The 20,141-nt window shown below is 67.1% G+C and carries 17 protein-coding genes; 7 read left to right on the top strand and 10 right to left on the bottom strand.

Features of this window, described 5'->3' with window-relative positions; translation table 11 throughout:
• Nucleotide 1: 1 nt before the first annotated feature.
• From DNK89_RS15725 to DNK89_RS15705, 4 genes are all read right to left on the bottom strand, one after another.
• Nucleotides 2-997 carry a branched-chain amino acid ABC transporter permease gene (locus DNK89_RS15725; RefSeq protein WP_110960954.1) on the bottom strand — a complete coding sequence of 332 codons (996 nt, stop codon included), beginning with the start codon at nt 995-997 and terminating at the stop codon, nt 2-4.
• A complete protein-coding gene (locus DNK89_RS15720; RefSeq protein ID WP_110960851.1) occupies nt 997-1,869 on the bottom strand; it encodes a branched-chain amino acid ABC transporter permease in 873 nt (290 codons plus the stop codon). Before DNK89_RS15720 ends, DNK89_RS15725 begins: the two co-directional genes overlap by 1 nt.
• A 318-nt stretch (nt 1,870-2,187) precedes the next feature.
• Nucleotides 2,188-3,417 carry an ABC transporter substrate-binding protein gene (locus DNK89_RS15710; RefSeq protein ID WP_370220929.1) on the bottom strand — a complete coding sequence of 410 codons (1,230 nt, stop codon included), beginning with the start codon at nt 3,415-3,417 and terminating at the stop codon, nt 2,188-2,190.
• A 100-nt stretch (nt 3,418-3,517) separates the two neighbouring features.
• Entirely contained in the window at nt 3,518-4,294 is a 777-nt protein-coding gene (locus DNK89_RS15705; protein ID WP_110960849.1) for a GntR family transcriptional regulator, read from the bottom strand.
• Between the two features lie 251 nt (nt 4,295-4,545).
• Here DNK89_RS15705 and DNK89_RS15700 point away from each other — a divergent pair, with 251 nt between their 5' ends.
• Together DNK89_RS15700 and DNK89_RS15695 are read left to right on the top strand one after the other, a co-directional pair.
• Nucleotides 4,546-5,601 carry an aromatic ring-hydroxylating dioxygenase subunit alpha gene (locus DNK89_RS15700; protein ID WP_110960848.1) on the top strand — a complete coding sequence of 352 codons (1,056 nt, stop codon included), beginning with the start codon at nt 4,546-4,548 and terminating at the stop codon, nt 5,599-5,601.
• On the top strand, nt 5,598-6,563 hold the full coding sequence (locus DNK89_RS15695) for a PDR/VanB family oxidoreductase (protein WP_110960847.1): 966 nt from the start codon (nt 5,598-5,600) through the stop codon (nt 6,561-6,563). Before DNK89_RS15700 ends, DNK89_RS15695 begins: the two co-directional genes overlap by 4 nt.
• Nucleotides 6,564-6,697: 134 nt before the next feature.
• Here the strand turns inward: DNK89_RS15695 and DNK89_RS15690 are convergent, their stop codons facing one another.
• The 3 genes from DNK89_RS15690 to DNK89_RS15680 form a co-directional block, all read right to left on the bottom strand.
• A complete protein-coding gene (locus DNK89_RS15690; RefSeq protein WP_015016192.1) occupies nt 6,698-7,054 on the bottom strand; it encodes an HPF/RaiA family ribosome-associated protein in 357 nt (118 codons plus the stop codon).
• Nucleotides 7,055-7,139: 85 nt separating this feature from the next.
• Nucleotides 7,140-9,161 carry a CHASE2 domain-containing protein gene (locus tag DNK89_RS15685; RefSeq protein ID WP_110960846.1) on the bottom strand — a complete coding sequence of 674 codons (2,022 nt, stop codon included), beginning with the start codon at nt 9,159-9,161 and terminating at the stop codon, nt 7,140-7,142.
• Entirely contained in the window at nt 9,133-12,702 is a 3,570-nt protein-coding gene (locus tag DNK89_RS15680; protein WP_110960845.1) for a TonB-dependent receptor domain-containing protein, read from the bottom strand. Before DNK89_RS15680 ends, DNK89_RS15685 begins: the two co-directional genes overlap by 29 nt.
• 293 nt (nt 12,703-12,995) lie before the next feature.
• Here DNK89_RS15680 and DNK89_RS15675 point away from each other — a divergent pair, with 293 nt between their 5' ends.
• Complete coding sequence (locus DNK89_RS15675; protein ID WP_110960844.1) at nt 12,996-13,871, top strand: gamma-glutamyl-gamma-aminobutyrate hydrolase family protein; 876 nt, start codon at nt 12,996-12,998, stop codon at nt 13,869-13,871.
• Here the strand turns inward: DNK89_RS15675 and DNK89_RS15670 are convergent.
• On the bottom strand, nt 13,854-14,825 hold the full coding sequence (locus DNK89_RS15670) for a LysR family transcriptional regulator (RefSeq protein ID WP_110960843.1): 972 nt from the start codon (nt 14,823-14,825) through the stop codon (nt 13,854-13,856). The two genes, DNK89_RS15675 and DNK89_RS15670, sit on opposite strands and share 18 nt — an antisense overlap.
• A 58-nt stretch (nt 14,826-14,883) precedes the next feature.
• Between DNK89_RS15670 and DNK89_RS15665 the strand changes: the two genes are divergently transcribed.
• The 4 genes from DNK89_RS15665 (at nt 14,884) to DNK89_RS15650 (ending at nt 18,442) form a co-directional block, all read left to right on the top strand.
• Nucleotides 14,884-15,231, top strand: coding sequence for a protocatechuate 4,5-dioxygenase subunit alpha (locus DNK89_RS15665; RefSeq protein ID WP_110960953.1), 348 nt, complete (start codon nt 14,884-14,886; stop codon nt 15,229-15,231).
• A 12-nt stretch (nt 15,232-15,243) separates the two neighbouring features.
• On the top strand, nt 15,244-16,089 hold the full coding sequence (locus DNK89_RS15660; protein WP_110960842.1) for a class III extradiol dioxygenase family protein: 846 nt from the start codon (nt 15,244-15,246) through the stop codon (nt 16,087-16,089).
• 135 nt (nt 16,090-16,224) lie between these two features.
• On the top strand, nt 16,225-17,517 hold the full coding sequence (locus tag DNK89_RS15655) for a putative DNA modification/repair radical SAM protein (protein WP_110960841.1): 1,293 nt from the start codon (nt 16,225-16,227) through the stop codon (nt 17,515-17,517).
• A gap of 4 nt (nt 17,518-17,521) precedes the next feature.
• Nucleotides 17,522-18,442, top strand: a complete 921-nt coding sequence (locus tag DNK89_RS15650) for a TIGR03915 family putative DNA repair protein (protein WP_015016198.1) — start codon at nt 17,522-17,524, stop codon at nt 18,440-18,442.
• Here DNK89_RS15650 and DNK89_RS15645 read toward each other — a convergent pair.
• Nucleotides 18,406-19,407, bottom strand: coding sequence for a pyridoxamine 5'-phosphate oxidase family protein (locus tag DNK89_RS15645; protein WP_110960840.1), 1,002 nt, complete (start codon nt 19,405-19,407; stop codon nt 18,406-18,408). The two genes, DNK89_RS15650 and DNK89_RS15645, sit on opposite strands and share 37 nt — an antisense overlap.
• Nucleotides 19,404-20,045 (bottom strand): glutathione S-transferase family protein, encoded by a 642-nt coding sequence (locus tag DNK89_RS15640; protein WP_110960839.1) that lies wholly within the window; start codon nt 20,043-20,045, stop codon nt 19,404-19,406. The genes DNK89_RS15645 and DNK89_RS15640 overlap by 4 nt, the downstream gene beginning before the upstream one ends.
• Nucleotides 20,046-20,141: the final 96 nt, after the last annotated feature.

The raw sequence follows: 20,141 nt of genomic DNA, 5'->3' as shown, positions 1-20,141 counted from the left end.
GTCAGTGGCCTCCCGTGTTGGAGGCAGCCCCGGCCTTGCGGCCCGCGCCAAACCAGGTCCAGGGGCGGAACAGGCGGTCGCGCCCTACCAGCACCAGTACCACCAGGAACAAGCCGACCCAGAAGGTCCAGTACTGCGGCGTGATGGACGAGATCACGTCCTGCAGCACCTTGAAGCCGATGGCGCCCAGGATCCCGCCATACAGCCAGCCCACGCCGCCGATCACCAGGATCAGCATCACGTCGGCCGAGCGGTGGAACTCGAACAGATCGAGCGAGGCAAAGCCCGTGGTCTGCGTGAGCAGCGCGCCTGCAGCCCCGGCCAGCGCAGCGGCCAGCGTGTACACCTGCGCCAGCTTGGCCGTCACCGGGATGCCGATGGCCATGGCGCGCAGCCGGTTGTCGCGAATGGCCTTGAGCGTGGCACCAAAGGGCGACTGCACGATGCGGCGGGCCAGCAGGAAGAACACCAGCAGCACGGTGAGCGAATACCACGCGGCCGTGCGGCCATACAGGTCAAATTCGAACTTGCCGAGCACGGGGCCCATCATCACGCCCTGCAGGCCGTCAGCACCGCCGGTCAGCCAGTCGAGCTTGTTGGCCAGCTCCAGCATCACCAGGCCCACGCCGAGCGTGACCATGAGGCGCGTGAGGTCGGTGCCGCGCATGATGGTGAGCGACGCCACGGCGCCCAGCACGGTGGCCGCGCCCATGCCCACGGCCAGGCCCACCAGCGGGTCGGGCATCACATGCTTTGCAAACAGCGCGGCCGCGTAGCCGCCCAGCCCGAAGAAAGCCGCATGGCCCAGCGAGACGATGCCGGTGTAGCCCAGGATGAGGTCCAGCGAAATCGCAAACAGCGCCACGATGGCGATCTCGTTGATGATGAGTGCGTGGCTCGGCAGCGCCAGCGGCGCGGCAAAGGCCAGCAGCCACAGCACGGGCTCCCACCAGCGAAAGCGCCGGGCCTGCAGCAAGGTGTTTTGCAGGTTTGACATCACTTGCCCCCCTTGCGCACAAAGAGGCCCTGGGGGCGCCAGATGAGGATCAGGATCATGAGGCTGTACACAATGAAGGCGCCCAGCTTGGGGATGTAGTACTTGCCTGCCACGTCGGCAATGCCGAGCAGCAGCGCGGCCAGCAGCGGGCCGGTGATGGACGAGGTGCCGCCCACCGCCACCACGATCAAAAAGTAGATCATGAACTTGAGCGGGAAGCTCGGGTCGAGACCCAGCACCTCCGCGCCCAGCGCACCGCCCAGGCCAGCGAGGCCAGACCCGAAAGCGAAGGTGGACAAAAACACGATGTTCACGTTGATGCCCATGCCAGCGGCCACGCGCTGGTCGTCCACACTGGCGCGCAGGCGGCTGCCGAAGCGGGTCTTGGTGAGCACATATTGCAGGCCCACGGTGAGCGCAGCGCACACCGCGATGATGAACAGGCGGTAGTGCCCCATGCCCAGCATGAGGGCACCGGTGCCGATCTCGGTACGGCCCTTGAGCCATTCAGGCAGCTGCATGATCTGCTGCGTGGAGCCCACAAAGTAGTCCACGCTGGCCACGGCCATGAACACTAGGCCAATGGAGAACAGCACTTGGTCCAGGTGGGCCTTGTGGTACAGCGGGCGGTACAGCGTGCGCTCCAGCACGCCGCCCAGCACGGCCGTACCGACAAAGGCGATGGGCAGGCAGACGAGGAAGGGCACATCCAGCCGCTGCATGAGCAGCACGGTGATGTAGCCCCCCGCCATGGCAAAGGCCCCGTGCGCGAGGTTGATGAAGTTCATCAGCCCCATGGTCACGGCCAGGCCTACTGCCAGGATGAACAGCAGCATGCCGTAGGCAACGCCGTCGAAAAGAATGGTCAGCATGAAATCACTTCATTGAAGACAAAAGTGCACCACCCTGCTCAGGGCTGTGGAAGTGCGACGAATCACCAAAGCCGGACGTTCAACCTGCGGCCCCCGGTTTCGACAGGCTCAGCCCGAACGGATCGAGAGGGAGTCTGCCCGTAAATACTGGCGCGGCCCAGACCAGCGGCCGCCGCGCAAGGGCCGCCCCGCCGCGCTGGCGGCGTCCCCCTTGGGGGCTGAGTGCCGCGGCTCCGAGCCTGCCTGCGCAGGCTTGGACGGCAACGAAGAGTGGCCGCATCTGGCGGACACACCGAGCGGGTCGCGGCTCAGGGGGGCTTATTTAGTTTTGCCGGGGTCCTTGACGTCCTTGATCACGTCGAACTCCACGTTGTACAGCTGGCCGTTCACACGCTCCACCTTGCGCAGGTACACGTCCTGCACGATGTCGCGGGTCTGCGCGTCGATGAACACCTTTCCGCGCGGGCTCTCGAAGATCTGGCCCTTCATGGCGGCCAACAGGGCGTCGCCGCCGCCGGCACCCTTGGTGGTCTTGAGCGCTTCGTAAATCACGCGCATGCCGTCGTAGCCGCCCACGGCCATGAAGTTGGGGCGCAGGCCCTTGTTGGCCTTCTCGAAGGCTTCCACAAACTTCTTGTTCATGGGCGAGGGGTGCGCGGCCGAGTAGTGGTGCGAGGTGACCACGCCCAGCGCGCCGTCGCCCATGTCGTTCAGTTGATCGTCATCCGTCACGTCGCCGGTGCCGATGAGCTTGATGCCGGCCTTGTCCATGCCGCGCTCCAGGAACTGCTTCATCACCGCAGCGCCCGCGCCCGAGGGCACAAAGACGAACAGCGCATCCGGCTTGGCGTCACGCACCTTCTGCAGGAAGGGGGCGAAGTCGGGGTTGCGCAGCGGCACGCGCAGGGCTTCGGTCACCTGACCGCCGTTGAAAGTGAGGCGCTGGTTGAAGAACTTTTCGGCATCGATGCCGGGGCCGTAGTCGCTCACCAGCGTGACCACCTTTTTGATGCCGTTCTTGGGGGCCCAGTCGGCCAAGGCCACAGAGACTTGCGGCAGCGTGAAGCTGGTGCGCACCACGTAGGGCGATGCCTCGGTGATGCTGGAGGTGGCGGCGGCCATCACCACCAGGGGTGTCTTGGACTGCGTGGCCAGCGGGGCGGTGGCCATGGCCGAGGGCGTGATGCCCATGCCAGCCAGCACGTTGACCTTTTCGTTGACGACCAGCTCCTGGGCCAGGCGACGGGTCACGTCGGGCAGGCTGGTGTCGTCCTTGATGATCAGCTGCACCTTCTTGCCGGCCACCGTATCGCCGTTCTGGGCCATGTACAGGCGCGCTGCGGCTTCGATCTGGCGGCCGGTGGTGGCTTGCTGGCCGGTCATGGGCAGGATCAGGCCGATCTTGAACACGTTGTCCTGCGCCACGGCGGGCAGCACGGCCAGACCGGTGGAGAGCGCAATGGCGGCAGCGGCCGAGGCACGAAGAAGGTGGCGTTTTTGCATCGTTGTCTCCTGTGGAAAGTCGTTGTATACAGAAAATGCTGGCAGGAGTTTGGCGCGGGCTGGGTTATTTCACAAGCGCAAATTCAAGCATTCAGGTATTACCAAATGCAATAACTCAAGACACCCTAGAAGCTTGCACTGGCCGTTATGCCCGCTCGCGGATCAGCTGTACACCGGGCAAGCCCTGCACCTGCGACGCCTGCACCGCCGCCAGCAGGTTGCGCCGGGTGATGCGCGAGTGCTCGCGCAAGATGGCCTCGGCCCGCGCGCCTTCGCGCCGCTCGATGGCGTCGAGCGCCTGGCGGTGCTGGTCTTGCGCCACCACCAGCATGTCGCGCGCCTGGGCCGAATGCGTCTGCACCACCACAAACGCCGAGGGCGACGCAAACGGCAGGCCCTTGACGCGGTCCAGCTCGCGCGCCACCACGTCGCTGCCCACCATGCGGCTGAGCAGCAGGTGGAACCGCGCATTCAGCTCCACATAGCGTGAGAAACCCTCGTCATCCAGCGTGGAAGGGGCCAGCGTGGCGTCGATGGCGTCCAGGCACGCATGGGCCTCGGCCAGCAGCGCGGGGGCCACGCCCCGCTCGGCCGCCAGGCGCGCGGCCAGGCCTTCCATGGTCCCGCGCAGCTCAATGGCATCGGCCACATCGGTTTCAGAGAACGTGCGCACGGCGTAGCCGCCACCGGGCAGCCGGTGCAGCAGCCCCTCCTGATCCAGCCGCATCAGCGCGGCGCGGATGGGCGTGCGCGATACGCCCAGCTTCTCGACGAGCGTCAGCTCGGCAATGCGGGCACCGCCGGGCAACTCGCCCGCCAGGATCATCTCGCGCAGGCGCAGTTGCGCCTTGACGGCCTGCGAGGCTCCCGCCTCGGCAGCCTCGGCCGGTGGAGCGATGGTCAGGGAGTCGGACAGGTTCATGGCGGGTGATGGATTGAATTCAGCCACCAGAATGTATACAGAAATCAGGACAACTTCCACTCACTCTCGTTGAGCGCCATTACAAAACAACAGCTTACGAGATATAAAGAACTGAGATAGCTGTTTTACGGCTTTCTTATGTATACATAAAATCGGCTTTTCCGCACAATTGCGCTACGCCAGCCGCGATCCGCACCCGGGCTGTATACCAAGACTGCGACAACACCTTCCACCCACGGAGAGAGACAACCATGTATCCCAAGAACGCCTGGTACGTAGCCTGCACGCCCGACGAGATCGCGGACAAACCCCTGGGCCGCACCATCTGCGGCGAGAAGATCGTGTTCTACCGTCCCGCGCCCGATCAGGTCGCCGCGCTGGACGACTTCTGCCCCCACCGGGGCGCTCCGCTGTCGCTGGGCACGGTGTGCGAAGGCCACCTGCAATGCGGCTACCACGGCCTGCGGGTGGAATGCACGGGCAAGTCGGTGTCCATGCCCGGCCAGCGCGTCCAAGGGTTCCCCAAGGCACGCAGCTTTCCGGTGGTGGAGCGCTACGGCTTCATCTGGGTGTGGCCCGGCGACGCCGACAAGGCCGACCCCGCCACCATTCACCACCTGCCCTGGGCCAACAACCCCGAATGGGCCTATGGCGGCGGGCTGTACCAAATTGCCTGCGACTACCGCCTGATGATCGACAACCTGATGGACCTGACGCACGAGACCTATGTGCACTCCACCAGCATCGGCCAGAAGGAAATCGACGAGGTGCCCTGCAAGACCCGCGTGGAGGGCGACGAGGTGATCACCAGCCGCTTCATGGAAGGCATTGAAGCCCCCCCGTTCTGGAAGATGGCGCTGCGCATGAACGGCCTGCCCGACGACCAGCTGGTGGACCGCTGGCAGATCTGCCACTTCACGCCCCCCAGCCATGTGCTGATCGAGGTGGGCGTGGCGCTGGCCGGCCACGGCGGCTACAACGCACCGGCCGACAAGAAGGCATCGAGCATCGTGGTGGACTTCATCACGCCCGAGACCGAAACGTCGATCCACTACTTCTGGGGCATGGCGCGCAACTTCAAGCCGCAGGACCCGTCGCTCACCACCCAGATCCGCGACGGCCAGGGCAAGATCTTTGCCGAAGACCAGCAGATGCTGGAACTGCAGCAGGAGAACCTGCTGCGTTACCCCGACCGCAAGCTGCTCATGCTCAACATCGACGCGGGCGGCGTGCAGTCGCGCAAGATTCTGGACCGCTTGCTGGCCGCCGAGCGTGCACCGGCCGCAGCCCAGGCGGTGGCCGCATGACCGCGCAGGAGACCCTGCAGGTCCGCGTCGTCAAGAAGCAGCCCGAAGCCGAGGGCATCGCCAGCTATGAGCTGGCGCGGCTGGACGGCGCCGCACTGCCTCCGTTCAGCGCGGGCTCGCACATCGATGTGCATCTTCCCAATGGCCTGGTGCGCCAATACTCGCTGTGCAATGCCTCCCACGAGTCGCACCGCTACCGCATCGCCGTGTTGCGCGACCCGGCATCGCGCGGCGGCTCCGCAGCCATGCACGACAGCGTGCACGAGGGCGATGTGATCACCATCAGCACGCCGCGCAACCACTTTGCGCTGCACCCTGCACAGCGCACGCTGCTGCTGGCAGGCGGCATTGGCGTGACGCCGCTGCTGTGCATGGCCGACCGGCTGGCGCGCACCGGTGCCGACTTTGCGCTGCACTACTGCACCCGCTCTGCCGAACGCACGGCGTTTGCCGCCGAAATTGCTGCATCGGCGATTGCGCCCCACGCCCACTTCCACTTCGATGCAGGCGCCCCCGAGCAGAAGCTGGACACCGCCGCCGTGGTGGCAGCCCCCAGCGCCGACAAGCGGCTGTATGTGTGCGGCCCGGCAGGCTTCATCGACCATGTGGTGACCACCGCCAAGGCCTTGGGCTGGGCGCAGGACCACATCCACCTGGAATACTTTGGCGCCCCGGCGCAGGACACCTCGGGCGACCAGGGCTTTGAGGTGCGCATTGCCAGCACGGGCAAGGTCTACCCCATTGCGCCCGATGTGTCGGTGGTGGAAGCGCTGCGCAAAGAGGGTATCGACATCCTGACCTCGTGCGAGCAGGGCGTGTGTGGCACCTGCCTCACGCGCGTGCTGGAGGGCGAGGTGGACCACCGCGACATGTACCTGACCGATGAGGAAAAGGCCGCCAACGAGCAGTTCATGCCGTGCTGCTCGCGCGCGCGCAGCAAGCTGCTGGTGCTGGATCTGTAGGCGCCAACAGCCCCAGTCCAGCAAAAAGGCGCTGCAGGCTTTGGGCTGCAGCGCCTTTTCATTCACTCCTGAATTGATAGCTACCAGCGCATATGAATCATGCGCTTGAAGCCAATTCGGCTTGAATAATCTGACTATTCCTGTTCCGCAGCCGCTGCGCGGATGGTCTCGCGGCCATTGCGGTCTTTCACGCGGCCCAGGTCGGTGTCGAGGGCGCGGGCCAGTTTGTCGGCCGCGCCGATGAAGGCATTGGCCATCTTGTCGGCTTCATCGGTCACGGTCACAGGCTGGCGGCCGGTGACGCGGGCCTCGATGCGGCAGCGCTTGTCATTGGCGCCCGACTTGCCGGCATCCAGGTCGGTCAGAAAAACCTCCAGCCGTGTCACATGGTCCTGAAAGCGCGACAGCCGGCTCTTGCACTCGTCCGTGATCCAGCGGGCCAGGGAATCGCCGCCGTGGATGTGGTCATCGGTGTTGACTTGTACTTGCATGGGGAGGGTCCTTCCTGATGAAGTTGCGAAGGCCCCATCATGGCACCGGCATCCATATCCCCGGTAAACACATGTCAAAGGATGTTTACAGCTTGTCCAGCGCCACGGCGGGTTGCCAGGGGGCCTCGGCGGGCAGCGCCCGCGCCTCGGCCACGCGCTCCAGCAGGCGGGTGGCGGCCGGGTCGCCGGGCAGCCGCTCCAGCACCTGCGCCAATTGCGCCTCGACGCCGGTCCAGTCGCGCGCATGGAAGGCGGCCAGCGCTGCGCTGCAGGCATCGCGCACCGTGGCGTCGTCGCAGGGCGTGAACACGCGCACGGGCTCGGTCTTGCCCTTGACGATCACATCGTCCAGCGCGCGCAACGCCACCGTGGGCGGCAGCTGCGCTGCAGTGGCGGCCGACAGCAGGATGCCGGTGCCAAAGGCTTTGTTAGCGCCCTCCAGCCGTGCCGCCAGGTTCACTGCGTCACCAATCGCCGTGTACGAAAAGCGCTGGTCCGAGCCCACATTGCCCACCACCACGCGCCCCGTGTGCAGCCCGATGCGCATGTGGATGGGCGGCAGGCCGCGCGCACGCAGGTCGGCCACCAGCGCCTGCATGGCCTGCTGCATGGCGACGGCGGCGGCCACCGCGTGTTCAGCATGCTGGGGGTCGTCCAGCGGCGCGCCCCAGAAGGCCATCACCGCGTCGCCGATGAACTTGTCGACCGTGCCACCCGTGGCGTGCACGATGGGTGTCATGGCGTTGAAGTAGCCGGTGAGCACCTCCACCGTCTGCTCGGCACTGAGCTGCTCGGACAGTGTGGTGAAGTTGGCCAGGTCGGTAAACATGAGCGTGACCTCGCGCGCCTCGCCCCCCAGGCGCATCAGCTCGGGCTGCGCAATGAGGCGCGAGACCACCGCAGGTGGCACGTACTGCGCAAACATCGCGCGCGTCTGGCGCGCGCGTTGGCGCACCACGGCATAGCCCACCAGCGCGGCCGCTCCATAGATGGCAACCGCCGCCACCGCAGGCAGCAGCGGCGGCCACCACAGGCGCAGGCCGGCAAACAGCACCCACGACACGGCGCCCATGGCTACCACCAGCGCTGCCGTCAGCGCCGCCGCGCCCGCCGGGTGCAGCCGTCGGCTGGCCCACAGCAGCACTGGCAGCAGCAACACGGTGATGGCCAGGGTCCACGCGTCTGACACGCTGCGCAGCCCGCCGCCGGTGAGATAGTTGTCCAGCAGCGTGGCCTGCAGCTCTACCCCTGGAAACAGCCGCTCACCACCTGATGTGCCAAACGGCGAGTTGAACAGGTCGGCCTGCGAGTGCGACAGCTCGGTGGCCGTGCGCGCCGAGCGCCCCACCAGCACGATCTTGCCCTTGAAGAACCCCGCAGGCAGCAGCCCCGGCTCCAGCGCCTGGTAGTACGAGCGGGTGTCAAACGTGCCGCGCGGCCCCCGGTAGCCGATCCAGTCGAAGTGGTGCAGCAGGGGCGCCTGGCCACGGGCCTCGGCCGCACGCTGGGCCAGCCGCAGTGCGAAGCCCTCGCGCGCGGCGGGGGCGCGGCGCACCACAAAGTCGTCGTCCGGCTCCACCCCGGCATCGCCCGCAGCGGCGCCCGCATCCAGAAGCCGCTGCAGCGGCTGAATGTCCATCCACAGCGCGGCATTGGCGCTGTCGATCTTTTCGCGGGTCGAGGCCAGGACCACGGGGAAGCCTTGCCCCGCCTGGGCAATGGCGCGGTCCAGTGCGGCGTCCTCGGCCTCGGTGGTGGGGTCGGCAAAAACAATGTCCAGCCCCACGGCCAGGGCGCCGTCGGCGCGCAGCCGCTCCAGCAGCGCCGCATGCACGCTGCGCGGAAACGGCCAGGTCTGCTGCAGCTCCTGAAACGTGGGCTCGTCGATCGCGAGAACCACCGCCGGCGCCGTCGTGCGGTGGGGGGCCGCCAGCGCCGTCATCATGTCAAAGGTCTTGAACTCCAGCACGTGCCAGGTGCGGCTGAGCGTGGCGACCCCCACCAGCAGCAGCGCGAGCACGCCCGCCGCCAGCGAGAGCCACCGCTGGCGCTGCCGGACCTGCGGCATTGCTGCCCGATCAGAAGCGGTAGCGCGCATCCAGGACATAGCGGGCTTTTTGCCGGTCGGACTTGGGCGCCCACAGGTTCAAGGCCGCAACGCCCACCACCCAGCGCTTGTCCTGCGTTTCCCAGAAGCCCATCAGGTCCACCCCCCAGCCCGGCGCGCGGCGCGTGAGGTTCTCCTTGTCCTCAAACCGCTCCGAGCGGTACACCGCACGCGCGCTCAGGTACAGCCGCTGGGCGCTGGCCCAGGTGGCGCCCAGCGCGACGGTGTGGCGCGGAATGTAGGGTATGCGCCCCACCACCTCGGCACCCCCATCGAGCGTGCGGCTTTCGCTGTGCTGGTACAGGTACTTGGCGTAGCCCGACCAGCGGCGGCTGAACATGTGGTTGACGGTGCCACCCAGGGTCTGCAGCGTGCCCCGCTCAAAGCTTGGCGTGTCTTCGAGCAGGTCGCTGGTGGACAGGTTGACCAACTGCGCATTGCGCATCTCCTCGAGGAACGGCAGGCTGGGGGTGCGCAAATCCACGCCCACGATGCCGGGGTTGTTCACCCGCAGATGGTCGGCCCGCAGGCCCACGAAGGTGTTGGCGCCCACCTCCATGCCCAGCTGCGCCACCGTGCGTTTGTGGCGGCCACCGGCTTCGACCAGCCGGTCTTCGACGGGAATGCCTGCGGTTTCCACGCTGGCGAGGGTGGAGACGCTCAGGGGCCGCAGCCAGTCCTGGTACGCCACGCGCAGCGTGGTGCCCGCTGCAGGCTGCCACACAGCGCCTAGGCGCGGCGTGACCACGCGCTCGGTGTCCGCGCGGCGGGCCTGGTCTTCGCTCAGGGCATCCAGCCCCACCAGATAGCTCTGCGTGAGGCCATCCACGCGGTGGCGGATTTGCTGCAGCCCCAGCGCGGCGTCCAAGGTCAACGCTGGGTCCAGACGCTGCGTGGTGGCCAGGGTGAGGCCGGTGTAGCGGCGATCCACATGGTTGTACCCTGCCACCGCCAGCACATCCCGGTAGGGACCGACTCCCGGAATATCCGCACCTACAGCGGCCACACCGTCGATCAGGTTGTTCTGACGCTCCCTCACATGCTCCAACGTCGCACTCCAACGACTGCCTGGGGCGGTGTCCACGGTGTGGCGAATTTGCAGATCGTTGAACTGCTTCTTGGGCTCGCTCCCCACGCCCATCAGCGTCACAAAGGGCGGCTCGATAAACACAGTGGGATATCGCTGCAGAGTGAGCTTTTGCACGCTGCGTCCCACCTTCAGCCACGTCTGCTCCGTGGGGCCCCACCGGTACGCCATTCCTAGTGCGCCCTGGGTGTTCGTGTTGTCGAAAGATGTTTCGAACAGGTTTTGGCTGCGCATGCGGGCATCGAACTGGTTGACATAGGCAAACAAGTTGATGCGCTCGGTGGGCTGCATGCCGACCCCTGCGGTCATCGCACGGCCCCGCAGATCACCATAGCCTCCGCGCACTGCCGGAGCCTGATTGTTAAGCAGATCAAACGGAAAGTCGGTCACAGAAGCCGTCTGTGCCTTGAAGAACCATGACACCGGCACATGGCTGTTGTCCAGTCCATTGAGGGTGACGGCTGGCGCACGCATGCGGTAGAACTCGCGGTCCAGTGTCACGCCCACCGATCCATGGCTGCCGGGCTGCTGCAGCAGCGGCGAAAAACGCTGGCTGCCGCCAAATGCCATGGGGTCGGTCAGAAAGCCCTGAAACAGCGCCGAGTTCTTGTTGAACTCGCCCGCATAGCGGTCCGCCATGAACAGATGGCTGCCGCCCCAGTAGGGATAAAAACTTTGCTGCGCCATCTCCAGCGCCCAGTCTTCCATGCCAAAAAACGCCAGCGATGCGCCCAGGTTGGCACTGCCCTTCTGGTCATTGGCCACCTGGTTGAGCGACTTGAGATAAGGCATGCGCGCCACGGCTGCGCGCGCCGCCTCCACCGCTTCGCCGGGCTGGAACAGATCGGTGTGGATCTGCGCCAGCAGCATGTAGGGCACCGGGTCCTTGTCGTCCAGCACGGTCGCCTGCTGCAAGGTGGTCAGCGCATCCTGGTGGCGGCCCAGCTGGTAGTAGGCCACGGCGGTCCAGGTCTTGGCGCGGGCATAGCGGGGCTCCATGACACCCGCCCGCAAGAACGCATCCAGCGCGGCATCCGGCTGCCCTTGCTTGAGGTGCAGCAAGCCCTGGCCCGTGAGCGCAACGTAGTCCGCCGGGTTGTCGCCCAGCGCGGTGGCAAAGGCCTGGCCCGCCTCGGTGAACTGGTTCACAAAGGTTTCTAGCGTGCCCAGCTCGCCCCAGGCACCGGGCGATTGCGGCGACAGCTGCAGCGCACGCCGCAGGTTCTCGCGGGCGGGGCGCGGGTCTTCGCGCTCGGCGTGGGCGCTGCCCAGGCCTTGCCAGGCGCGTGCATCGCCCGGTGCGAGCGTCTGGGCCTCGGCATAGGCCGCCAGCGTGCCGGGCGCATCGCCCCGGCGCCGGGCCAGCTCGGCGCGGACCAGCGCCAGGTCTGCGTGGGCCGTGCCTTGCGCGGGGGCCAGAGTGGCAGCCGCTTCATCCACCCGGTCGCTCAATATCTGCACCCGCGCCAGCTGCGCCACCAGCGCCGGGTGGGCGGGCCAGCGCTGGAGCGCAGCGCGCAGCGTGTCGGCCGCAGCAGCTCCTTCGCCCTCCATGAGCTGCACGTCGGACTGCATGAGCCACGCGGGCAGCGGCGCGGCGTCGGCGGCAGCCACCTGCCGTGCCAGCAATCCGCGCGCGGCCAGCAGGTCGCCCGCCTGCAGGGCCACGGCGGCATCGAACACATCCACCCATGCGGGTGCGGCCGTGGTGCGCGCCTGCGCCAGCGCCGCACGTGCCGCGGCGAGGTCGCGCGCCGCCAGGGCATCCCGCACGGGCACCAGTGCTGCAGGCACGGACTCAGCCGACAGGTGGGGCACCGGGTCGGCGCGCAATGCATTGACCCACTGGATGCGGTCACGCGGCTGGCTCAGCACCAGCTTGACCGGGGCCTTGCCCACTTCGGCCAGCGCCGCTTCGTTGGCGCCGACCGACACCGAGCCCTGCGCGTTGGAAAACTCCACCGTGCCCGAGAGTACGGTGATCAGCGTGCGGCCGTCGTCCTCCACACTGATGTCCCAATCGGTACCCCGGATGGCCGCCGTCGCAGCCGGTGTCTCCAGGTTCAGGCGGCTGCCGTCGGCGCGCTTGGTCTGGGTCCACGCACGGCCGGCATTGAGCAGCAAGGTGGTCACCGGCTGCGCCGGAGTGGCCACGCCCTTGACCTGCAGCACCGTGTTCTGGTGCAGGCGCAGCTGGGTGTCGTCCGCAAACAGCAGCGCCATCTTGGCGGCCTGCCGCGTGCGCACAAAGTCGCCCTGGACCAGGGCCTGGGCCAGCTTGGCAGGACCCCAGTCGGCCGCGGAGGCCGCACGCTGGTCACCGGTACCTTGCAGGCTGATGATCTCGGCCGCGGCACCAGCGGGCACGGTGGCCTGGGCCAGCAGCGGACAGGCGGCGGCTGTCGCGGCCACCAGCGCGGCCAAGGCGGACAAACGGAATGTTGGATGGGGCATTTTTTCTGCTTTCGGGGAAGGCGTGCATCGCGCCACCCGGCGCCCCTCCCTGGCACCGGGTGAGCCGAAATTATGGCCAGCACCCTCACAAAATCCGCCGTCACCCCAGCGCGATGCGGACACATTTCATGAAGAAAGCCACATTTCGTTGCAGGTTGTGACGCTTTGCGCACCCCGCCAACCCATGGAGGCGACGCGCGGCTCCGCACGGCCCTTTCCTACAGACGCCACAGGGGGCGCAGTGCTACAACTGCAGAAATGACGCGCACAAGCGCTGCCCGGAGCTTTCCCCCATGCCTGCTGCCCCCCGCCTCAAGATTGGCCTGTCCGCCTGCTTTCAACACGCCGACCCTGCACGCCCGCTGTTCACGGGCAAGACGCTGCAATATGTCGAGCAGTCCATCGCCCACTGGCTGATGTCGGCCGGTGCGATGGTGGTGATGGTGCCGTGCCCCACGGGCGAGACCGCGCGTGGCGACGTGACGCTCGACCACTACGCCGAATGGCTGGACGGCATCGTGATGCACGGCGGTGCCGACGTGTGGCCGGGCAACTATGGCGAGGAGCCCTTGCGCGAGGAGTGGGTGGGCGACCGTGTGCGCGACCTGTACGACCTGGCTGTGGTCAAAGCCTTTGCCCAGGTGGGCAAGCCCATCTTTGGCGTGTGCCGGGGCCTGCAGCTCATCAACGTGGCCTTTGGCGGCGCGCTGTACCAGGACATCGAGACCCAGCACCCCGGCGCGCAGCAGCACCGCAACGCCACCACCTACGACCAGCACTTCCACGACATCCAGATCCTGCCGGACTCGCACCTGGCCAAGCTGTACCCCAACATGCCACGCGCCCGGGTCAACAGCATCCACCACCAGGGCATCAAGCGCGTGGCGCCGGAGTTCGTGGTCGAGGCCCTGAGCGAACCCGATGGCGTACCCGAGGCGATTCGCCTCAAGCCCGCGCCAGGGCGTGGTTACATCGCGGCCACACAATGGCACCCGGAGTTTCACAAGCAGGGCTCGGACACGCTGGACGACACGGCCATCCTGAATGACTTTCTGGCGGCTTGCGAACAAGCCAAAGCCCACCCGCGACCTGCAGCGCGCCCCGCGCCCTCGCTGCGGGAGCGGGCCGCGCGGCGGCTGCGGCAAGCGCTGTCACGGCAGCGCGACTGACGCAGAAGTCGGTGCGCCACTGCCCGGCGGCAACACCTCCGCCAACACTTCCTGCAGTTGTGCCCGCAACCAGCGGTGCGCCGCGTCCTGCTGATAGCGCACATGCCAGATCAGGTACATGGGCAGGCTGGGGCAAGCCACTGGCACCGGCACATGCGCCAGCGCCGCCAATGCGGTGCGCCCCATCAGCGATGGAGCGGTGGTGAGCAGCGCAGTCCCCCGCACGAACGCGGGCAGGGCCGCAAAACCCGGCACACGCACCACCATGCGACGGCGAATGCCGCGCGCCTCCAGCAGCTGGTCCAGCTCCAGCCCCCGGCGCGCCTCGTAAGCCACGGTGGCGTGGTCTGCGGCCAGGTACTCGGCCTCTGACAGCGGAGCGCTGCGCACGGCGGGGTCGTAGAAAACGCGGTATTGATCCTCCAACAAGCGCTTTTGCACGATGTCGCTGCCCTCCGGCGGGCGGGGGCTGATGACGAGCTGGCATGCGTCCGAGCGCAGCAGTTCGGCGCTGGGCGCCCCGCTGGGCACGATGCGCAGCGTGACGCCCGGTGCCGCGCTGCGCAGGCGCGCGGCCAGCGCGGGCAGCAGCAGATCGCGCTGAAAATCGTTGGCCGCAATGGTCAGCTCGGTCTGCCAATGCAGCGGGTCAAACGCGGCTCCTTGGGCAAAGAGCTGCATCTGGTGCAGCATGTCGCGCGCAGGCTGGGCCAGGGCCTCGGCGCGGGCAGTGGGCACGATGCCGCGCCCGCGCTTCACAAACAGGGGGTCGCCGGTGATGGCGCGCAGCTTGTCGAGCAGATGGCTCACGGCCGACTGGGTGACGCCCAGGCGCTCGGCCGCTGCCGTGATGCTGCCCGTCTCCAGCACTGCCAGCAGCAGCTTCAGCAGGTGCCCGTCCAGCTGCGATCCATCGAATTTGCTCATGCATTCGATGATGTTTTCGGGCTTCATCTTTGGCAATGGCATCGCGACACTGCGGGCTGACTTACATCAAGCCCCGGAGACTTCCATGCCTTCCACACTGCCCCCGATCCCCGGCACCACGCCGTTCGATGGCGACCAGGCCCGCAAGGGCTATGCGCTGAACAAGATGTGCTTCTCGTTCAACGACGAGGCCAATCGCAAGGCCTTTCTGGCCGACGAAGAGGCGTACATGCGCAAGTACGGCCTGAACGAACAGCAGGCTGCCGCCATCCGCGCCAAGAACGTGCTGCAGCTGATTGCTGCGGGCGGCAACGCCTACTACCTGGCCAAGTTCGCGGGCATCTTCCAACTGGACATGCAGGACATCGGCGCACAGCAGACGGGCATGACCAAAGACGAATTCAAGGCCAAGCTGGTCGCAGCGGGCCAATAAGGAGACAAACCCATGGCACAACTCATCGGCGGCCTCGGCACCTCGCACATCCCAGCCATCGGCAACGCCATCCACAAGGGCCTGCAGAACGAGCCTTACTGGAAGCCCTTCTTCGACGGCTTTCCGCCCATCCGCCAGTGGCTGGGCGAGAAGAAGCCGGACGTGGTGGTCATGTTCTACAACGACCACGGCTTGAACTTCTTCCTCGACAAGATGCCCACCTTTGCGGTGGGCGCGGCGGCCGAATACAACAACGCGGACGAGGGCTGGGGCATCCCCACACTGCCACCCTTCCCGGGTGAGGTGGACCTGTCCTGGCACCTCATCAACACGCTGATCGATCAGGAGTTTGACGTCACCACCTGCCAGGAGATGCTGGTGGACCACGCCTGCACGCTGCCGCTCAAGCTCTTCTGGCCCGACGGCGATTGCCCCGTGGCGGTGGTGCCCGTGTGCATCAACACCGTGCAGTTTCCGCTGCCCTCGGCCAGGCGCTGCTACGCGCTGGGCAAGGCCGTGGGCCAGGCCATCCAGAGCTGGGACAGCAACAAGAAGGTGGCGGTGATCGCTTCTGGCGGCCTGTCGCACCAGCTCGACGGCGAGCGCGCAGGCTTCATCAACAAGGCGTTTGACCTGCAGTTCATCGAGAGCCTCGCCACCAACCCCGAATGGGCCACGCAGTTCAGCGTGCACGAACTGGTGGAAAAGACCGGCACCCAGGGCGTGGAGCTGCTGATGTGGCTGGCCATGCGCGGGGCGCTGGCCACCGCCAGCGCGGGCGTGCGGCGGGTGCACAGCAACTACCACATCCCGATTTCAAACACGGCGACGGCGGTGATGGCGCTGGAAGCCGTCTGACCGCCGCGATTTCAGGCATTTTGGCCTCTAGCGCTTGTTCCACAAGCGCAAACAGCTATTATTTCAGGAGCAATCATTGCTCCTGAATTTTCCCCAAGCTGGTGTCAGGCATTTGAAATACTGTAAATTCATCCAGTGAATTTACAGTCCAAACTCGCCATCCTGGCCGACGCAGCCAAGTACGACGCCTCCTGCGCGTCAAGCGGCGCCGCGCCGCGCGATTCGGTGGGAGGGCGGGGCATGGGCTCGACCGAAGGCATGGGCATTTGCCACAGCTACGCGCCGGACGGGCGCTGCATCTCGCTGCTCAAGGTGTTGCTCACCAACTTCTGCCAGTACGACTGCCTGTACTGCGTGAACCGCGTGACCAGCAACGTGCCCCGCGCGCGCTTCACGGTGGATGAGGTGGTGCAGCTCACGCTCGATTTCTACCGCCGCAATTGCATTGAAGGGCTGTTCCTCTCCAGCGGCATCATCCAGAGCCCCGACTACACCATGGAGCAGGTCGTGGAAGTGGCCCGCGTGCTGCGCGAAGAGCACGACTTTCGCGGCTACATCCACCTCAAAACCATACCCGACGCATCGCCCGAGCTGATGCAGCGCGCCGGCCGCTATGCCGACCGGCTGTCCATCAACATCGAACTGCCCACGGCCGAGGGCCTCACCGCCCTGGCGCCTGAGAAGGACAGCGCCGCCATCGACCGATCGATGGCCCGCATGGCCGTGCACATCGGCGAATCACGCGCCGCCCGCAAGGAGCAGGCCGCGCAGGCCATCGTGTCCATGCCGCAATCGCGCACCACGCGCCGGGCCAGCGCGCCGCTGTTTGCGCCCGGCGGGCAGAGCACGCAGATGATCGTGGGAGCCGATGCGACGGACGACCGCACCATCCTCGCCACCAGCGCGCGGCTGTATGGCACGCACCGGCTGCGGCGGGTGTACTACTCGGCCTTCAGCCCCATTCCCGATGCGGCGCGCGCCCTGCCGCTGGCTGCGCCGCCCACCGTGCGCGAGCACCGGCTCTACCAGGCCGACTGGCTGATGCGCTTTTACGGTTTCACCCACGACGAAATCGTGCCGCCCAGCCAAGGCAACCCAGGCAGCCAGGCCGGCATGCTGGCACTCGATGTGGACCCCAAGCTGGCCTGGGCGCTGGCGCACCGCGAGCGCTTTCCGGTCAACCTCAACACCGCCCCGCGCGAACTGCTGCTGCGCGTGCCCGGCTTTGGCGTGCAGACGGTGGACCGCCTGCTGGCCGCCCGCCGCGTGCGCCGCCTGCGGCATGCGGACCTGGCGCGGCTGCATGTGCCGCTCAAGAAAGTGCTGCCGTTTGTGGAGGCGGCCGACTACCGCCCCGGCCGTGCTTTGGAGGCTGCTGATTTGGCTGCGCAACTGGCACCTCCACCCCTGCAACGCAGCTTGTTCTGACACCATGCAGCGCCACACCATCACGCTGGAGCACCCCACCGACTGGCCCGGGTTTCGCACCGCCGCACGCGCCCTGGTGCAAGCCCAGGTGCCACCGCAGACCGTGGACTGGCGCTGCCAGGCCGATGCCGCTGAAGACCTGTTTGCGCCAGAGCCCCACGGCCACAACGCCCTGCCACCGCCAGCCCCCGATGCGCCCACGCTGCGCGTCCCCCCCGACTTTGTGCACCTGTGCGAGCAGCTCATCCTGCACCGCGACCCCGCCCGCCTTGCGCTGATGTACCGCCTGCTGTGGCGCATGGCCCAGGGCGGCGCGGAGGCCGAAGCCGCGCGGCACGACCCGCTGGACGCGGACCGCATGTTGGCCCACCACATGGTCCGCGCCGTGCGGCGCGACATGCACAAGATGCACGCCTTTGTGCGCTTTCGGCCCGTGGTGGAACCCGATGGGCAGACCCTGCACATGGCCTGGTTCGAGCCCGACCACTACATCACCGAGGCCAATGCGGGCTTCTTCATCCGCCGCTTCACGCAGATGCGCTGGGCCATCCTCACGCCCGACGCCAGCGTGCGCTGGGACGGCCAGCAACTGCACACTGGCCCCGGCGCGCAGCGCAGCGACGCGCCGCTGCCCGACGCGGGCGAGGCGCTGTGGCTCACTTACTACCGCCACATCTTCAACCCCGCGCGGCTCAAGCTAGCCATGATGAAAAAGGAAATGCCCACACGCTACTGGCACAACCTGCCCGAGGCCGCGCTCATCACCGAGCTGGCGCAGACCGCGCACGAGCGCAGCGCAAAGATGGTGGAGGCCGAGGCCACCGTGCCGCGCAGGCGCATCGCAGCATCACCGCCGCGCTCGCAGCCGGCCGCAGGGACGGGCTCCACTCACCCCAGCGCCGCCTCGCGCATCACCCGGAACTGAGGGGCCGACACCGCCGGTGTCCAGCGCCACGGCAACACCTGCGGCCGCCACAGGGCGCGCAGCACCGTGAGGCGCAACACGCGCTGTGCGCCAGGCCAGGCGGCACGCGCTGCGCGGTCCCACAGCACCTCGGCGTGCGCTGCAATGTGCAACAAGCCGCCCTCTTCATAGTCCACCACCAGCAAGCCTGCCAGCGGGTGCAATGCGAGGTTGCCCAGGGTGTTGAAGAACTGGTTGCCCGGGTAGTCAGGCAGGCTCAGCACCACCCCACCCGGTGTCTGCGCCACCTGCACAAAGCCCGGCTCGCCGCCCCGGTGCGATACATCCACGCCTTCGCTGTGCCCGGCGCCGGGGCGCTGCGCCGAGGCACTGGCGATGAACAGCGTGTCGGCCCGCTGCACACGCGTGATGGCAGCGTCGCCCAGCTCGGCGCCCAGCCACTGCGTCGGGCCCGGGGCAACCAGCGCTGCGCGCAGGCCGGGCTCGCGAGCCTGGATGTACTTGGGGCAGTTGCCAAAGCTCTGCACCACCTGCACGCCCAGGCCATCGTCGCCAAATGCGGTCACCCGCCCGTTCATGCGGTTGCGCCGCCGCGTGTGCGGCTCCAGCCCCAGCACGCCCACGGCCGCGCCTGGCGCCAGGTGTGTGAGCACCGGGTCCTTGGAATCCGGCGCAGTCGCGATCTGCATGTGCTGCGCATCGGGGGTGTGCACAAACCCGGGCGGGCCGGCAAGCATGGTGGCCCACGGCTGGCCTTGGTCATCCAAAGCCCCCAGCAGCAAGGTGGGCAGCTTTTCAAACAGCTCGCGGTGCTGGTCGGGCATGTGGTCGCGCAGCACCATGGCCCCCACGGCCGCCATGCGCTCGCGCACCCCCACGCGCGCCTGCAGCGCCTGCTCGCCGGGGTGGAATGCCTCGGGCGGCACCGGCACTGCAACCGATGCAGCGATCTCGGCGGTTGTCATGCCGCCACCTGCTCGGCCGTGGGCAGCTGGTCAGCCAGCACCGGGTACCCCGGCAAGGCCTGCATGCGCGCCACCCAGGCCGCAATGCGCGGGTAGGCCTCCAGCGGCAGCCCCGCCAGATGCGCCTGCGAGGTGTAGCTGACCATGGCCACATCCGCCAGGCTGGGCGCCGAGCCCCCGAGCAACCAGGCACGCCCCTGCAGCTCCTCTTCCATGAAGGCGAGCAGGCGCTTGCCGGTGGCCTGCGCGACATCGTTCACGGCACGGCCCGTCAATGTGGCAAACCGGGGCCCGGCAATGCCCGGCGCCAGAAAGCCTGCCGCCAGGCTGAACCAGCGCTGCAGCTGCGCCTGCCCCACGGCGTCTTGCGGCAGCCAGGCACTGCCGGGGGCGTAGCGCTGCACCAGGTACACCAGGATGCCATTGCTGTCGCTCAGCACCTGGCCAGCGTCCACCAGCACGGGCACCTGGCCCAGCGGGTTAAGTGCCAGAAACTCCGCGCGCTGGTGTTCGCCGCGCAGCAGGTTCACATCGATCAGTTCATAGGGCAGCCCGAGCAGGGACAGCATCAGCTCCACACGGTGGCAGTGGCCCGAGATGGGCATGCGGTAGAGCTGGAGCGGGGTGGTGGGGAACATGGAGGAGCCTCGTCGGTGGGTGAAAGGGAAGATGGCTCGACGATAGCTATTGCAAACTGCGATGTGAATCACCAGCCTCCGCTTTTCATAATTGCG

The organism is Acidovorax sp. ST3, assembly GCF_003231145.1.
Classification (GTDB): domain Bacteria; phylum Pseudomonadota; class Gammaproteobacteria; order Burkholderiales; family Burkholderiaceae_C; genus Acidovorax.
This window is presented reverse-complemented; position numbering and strand designations above follow the sequence as displayed.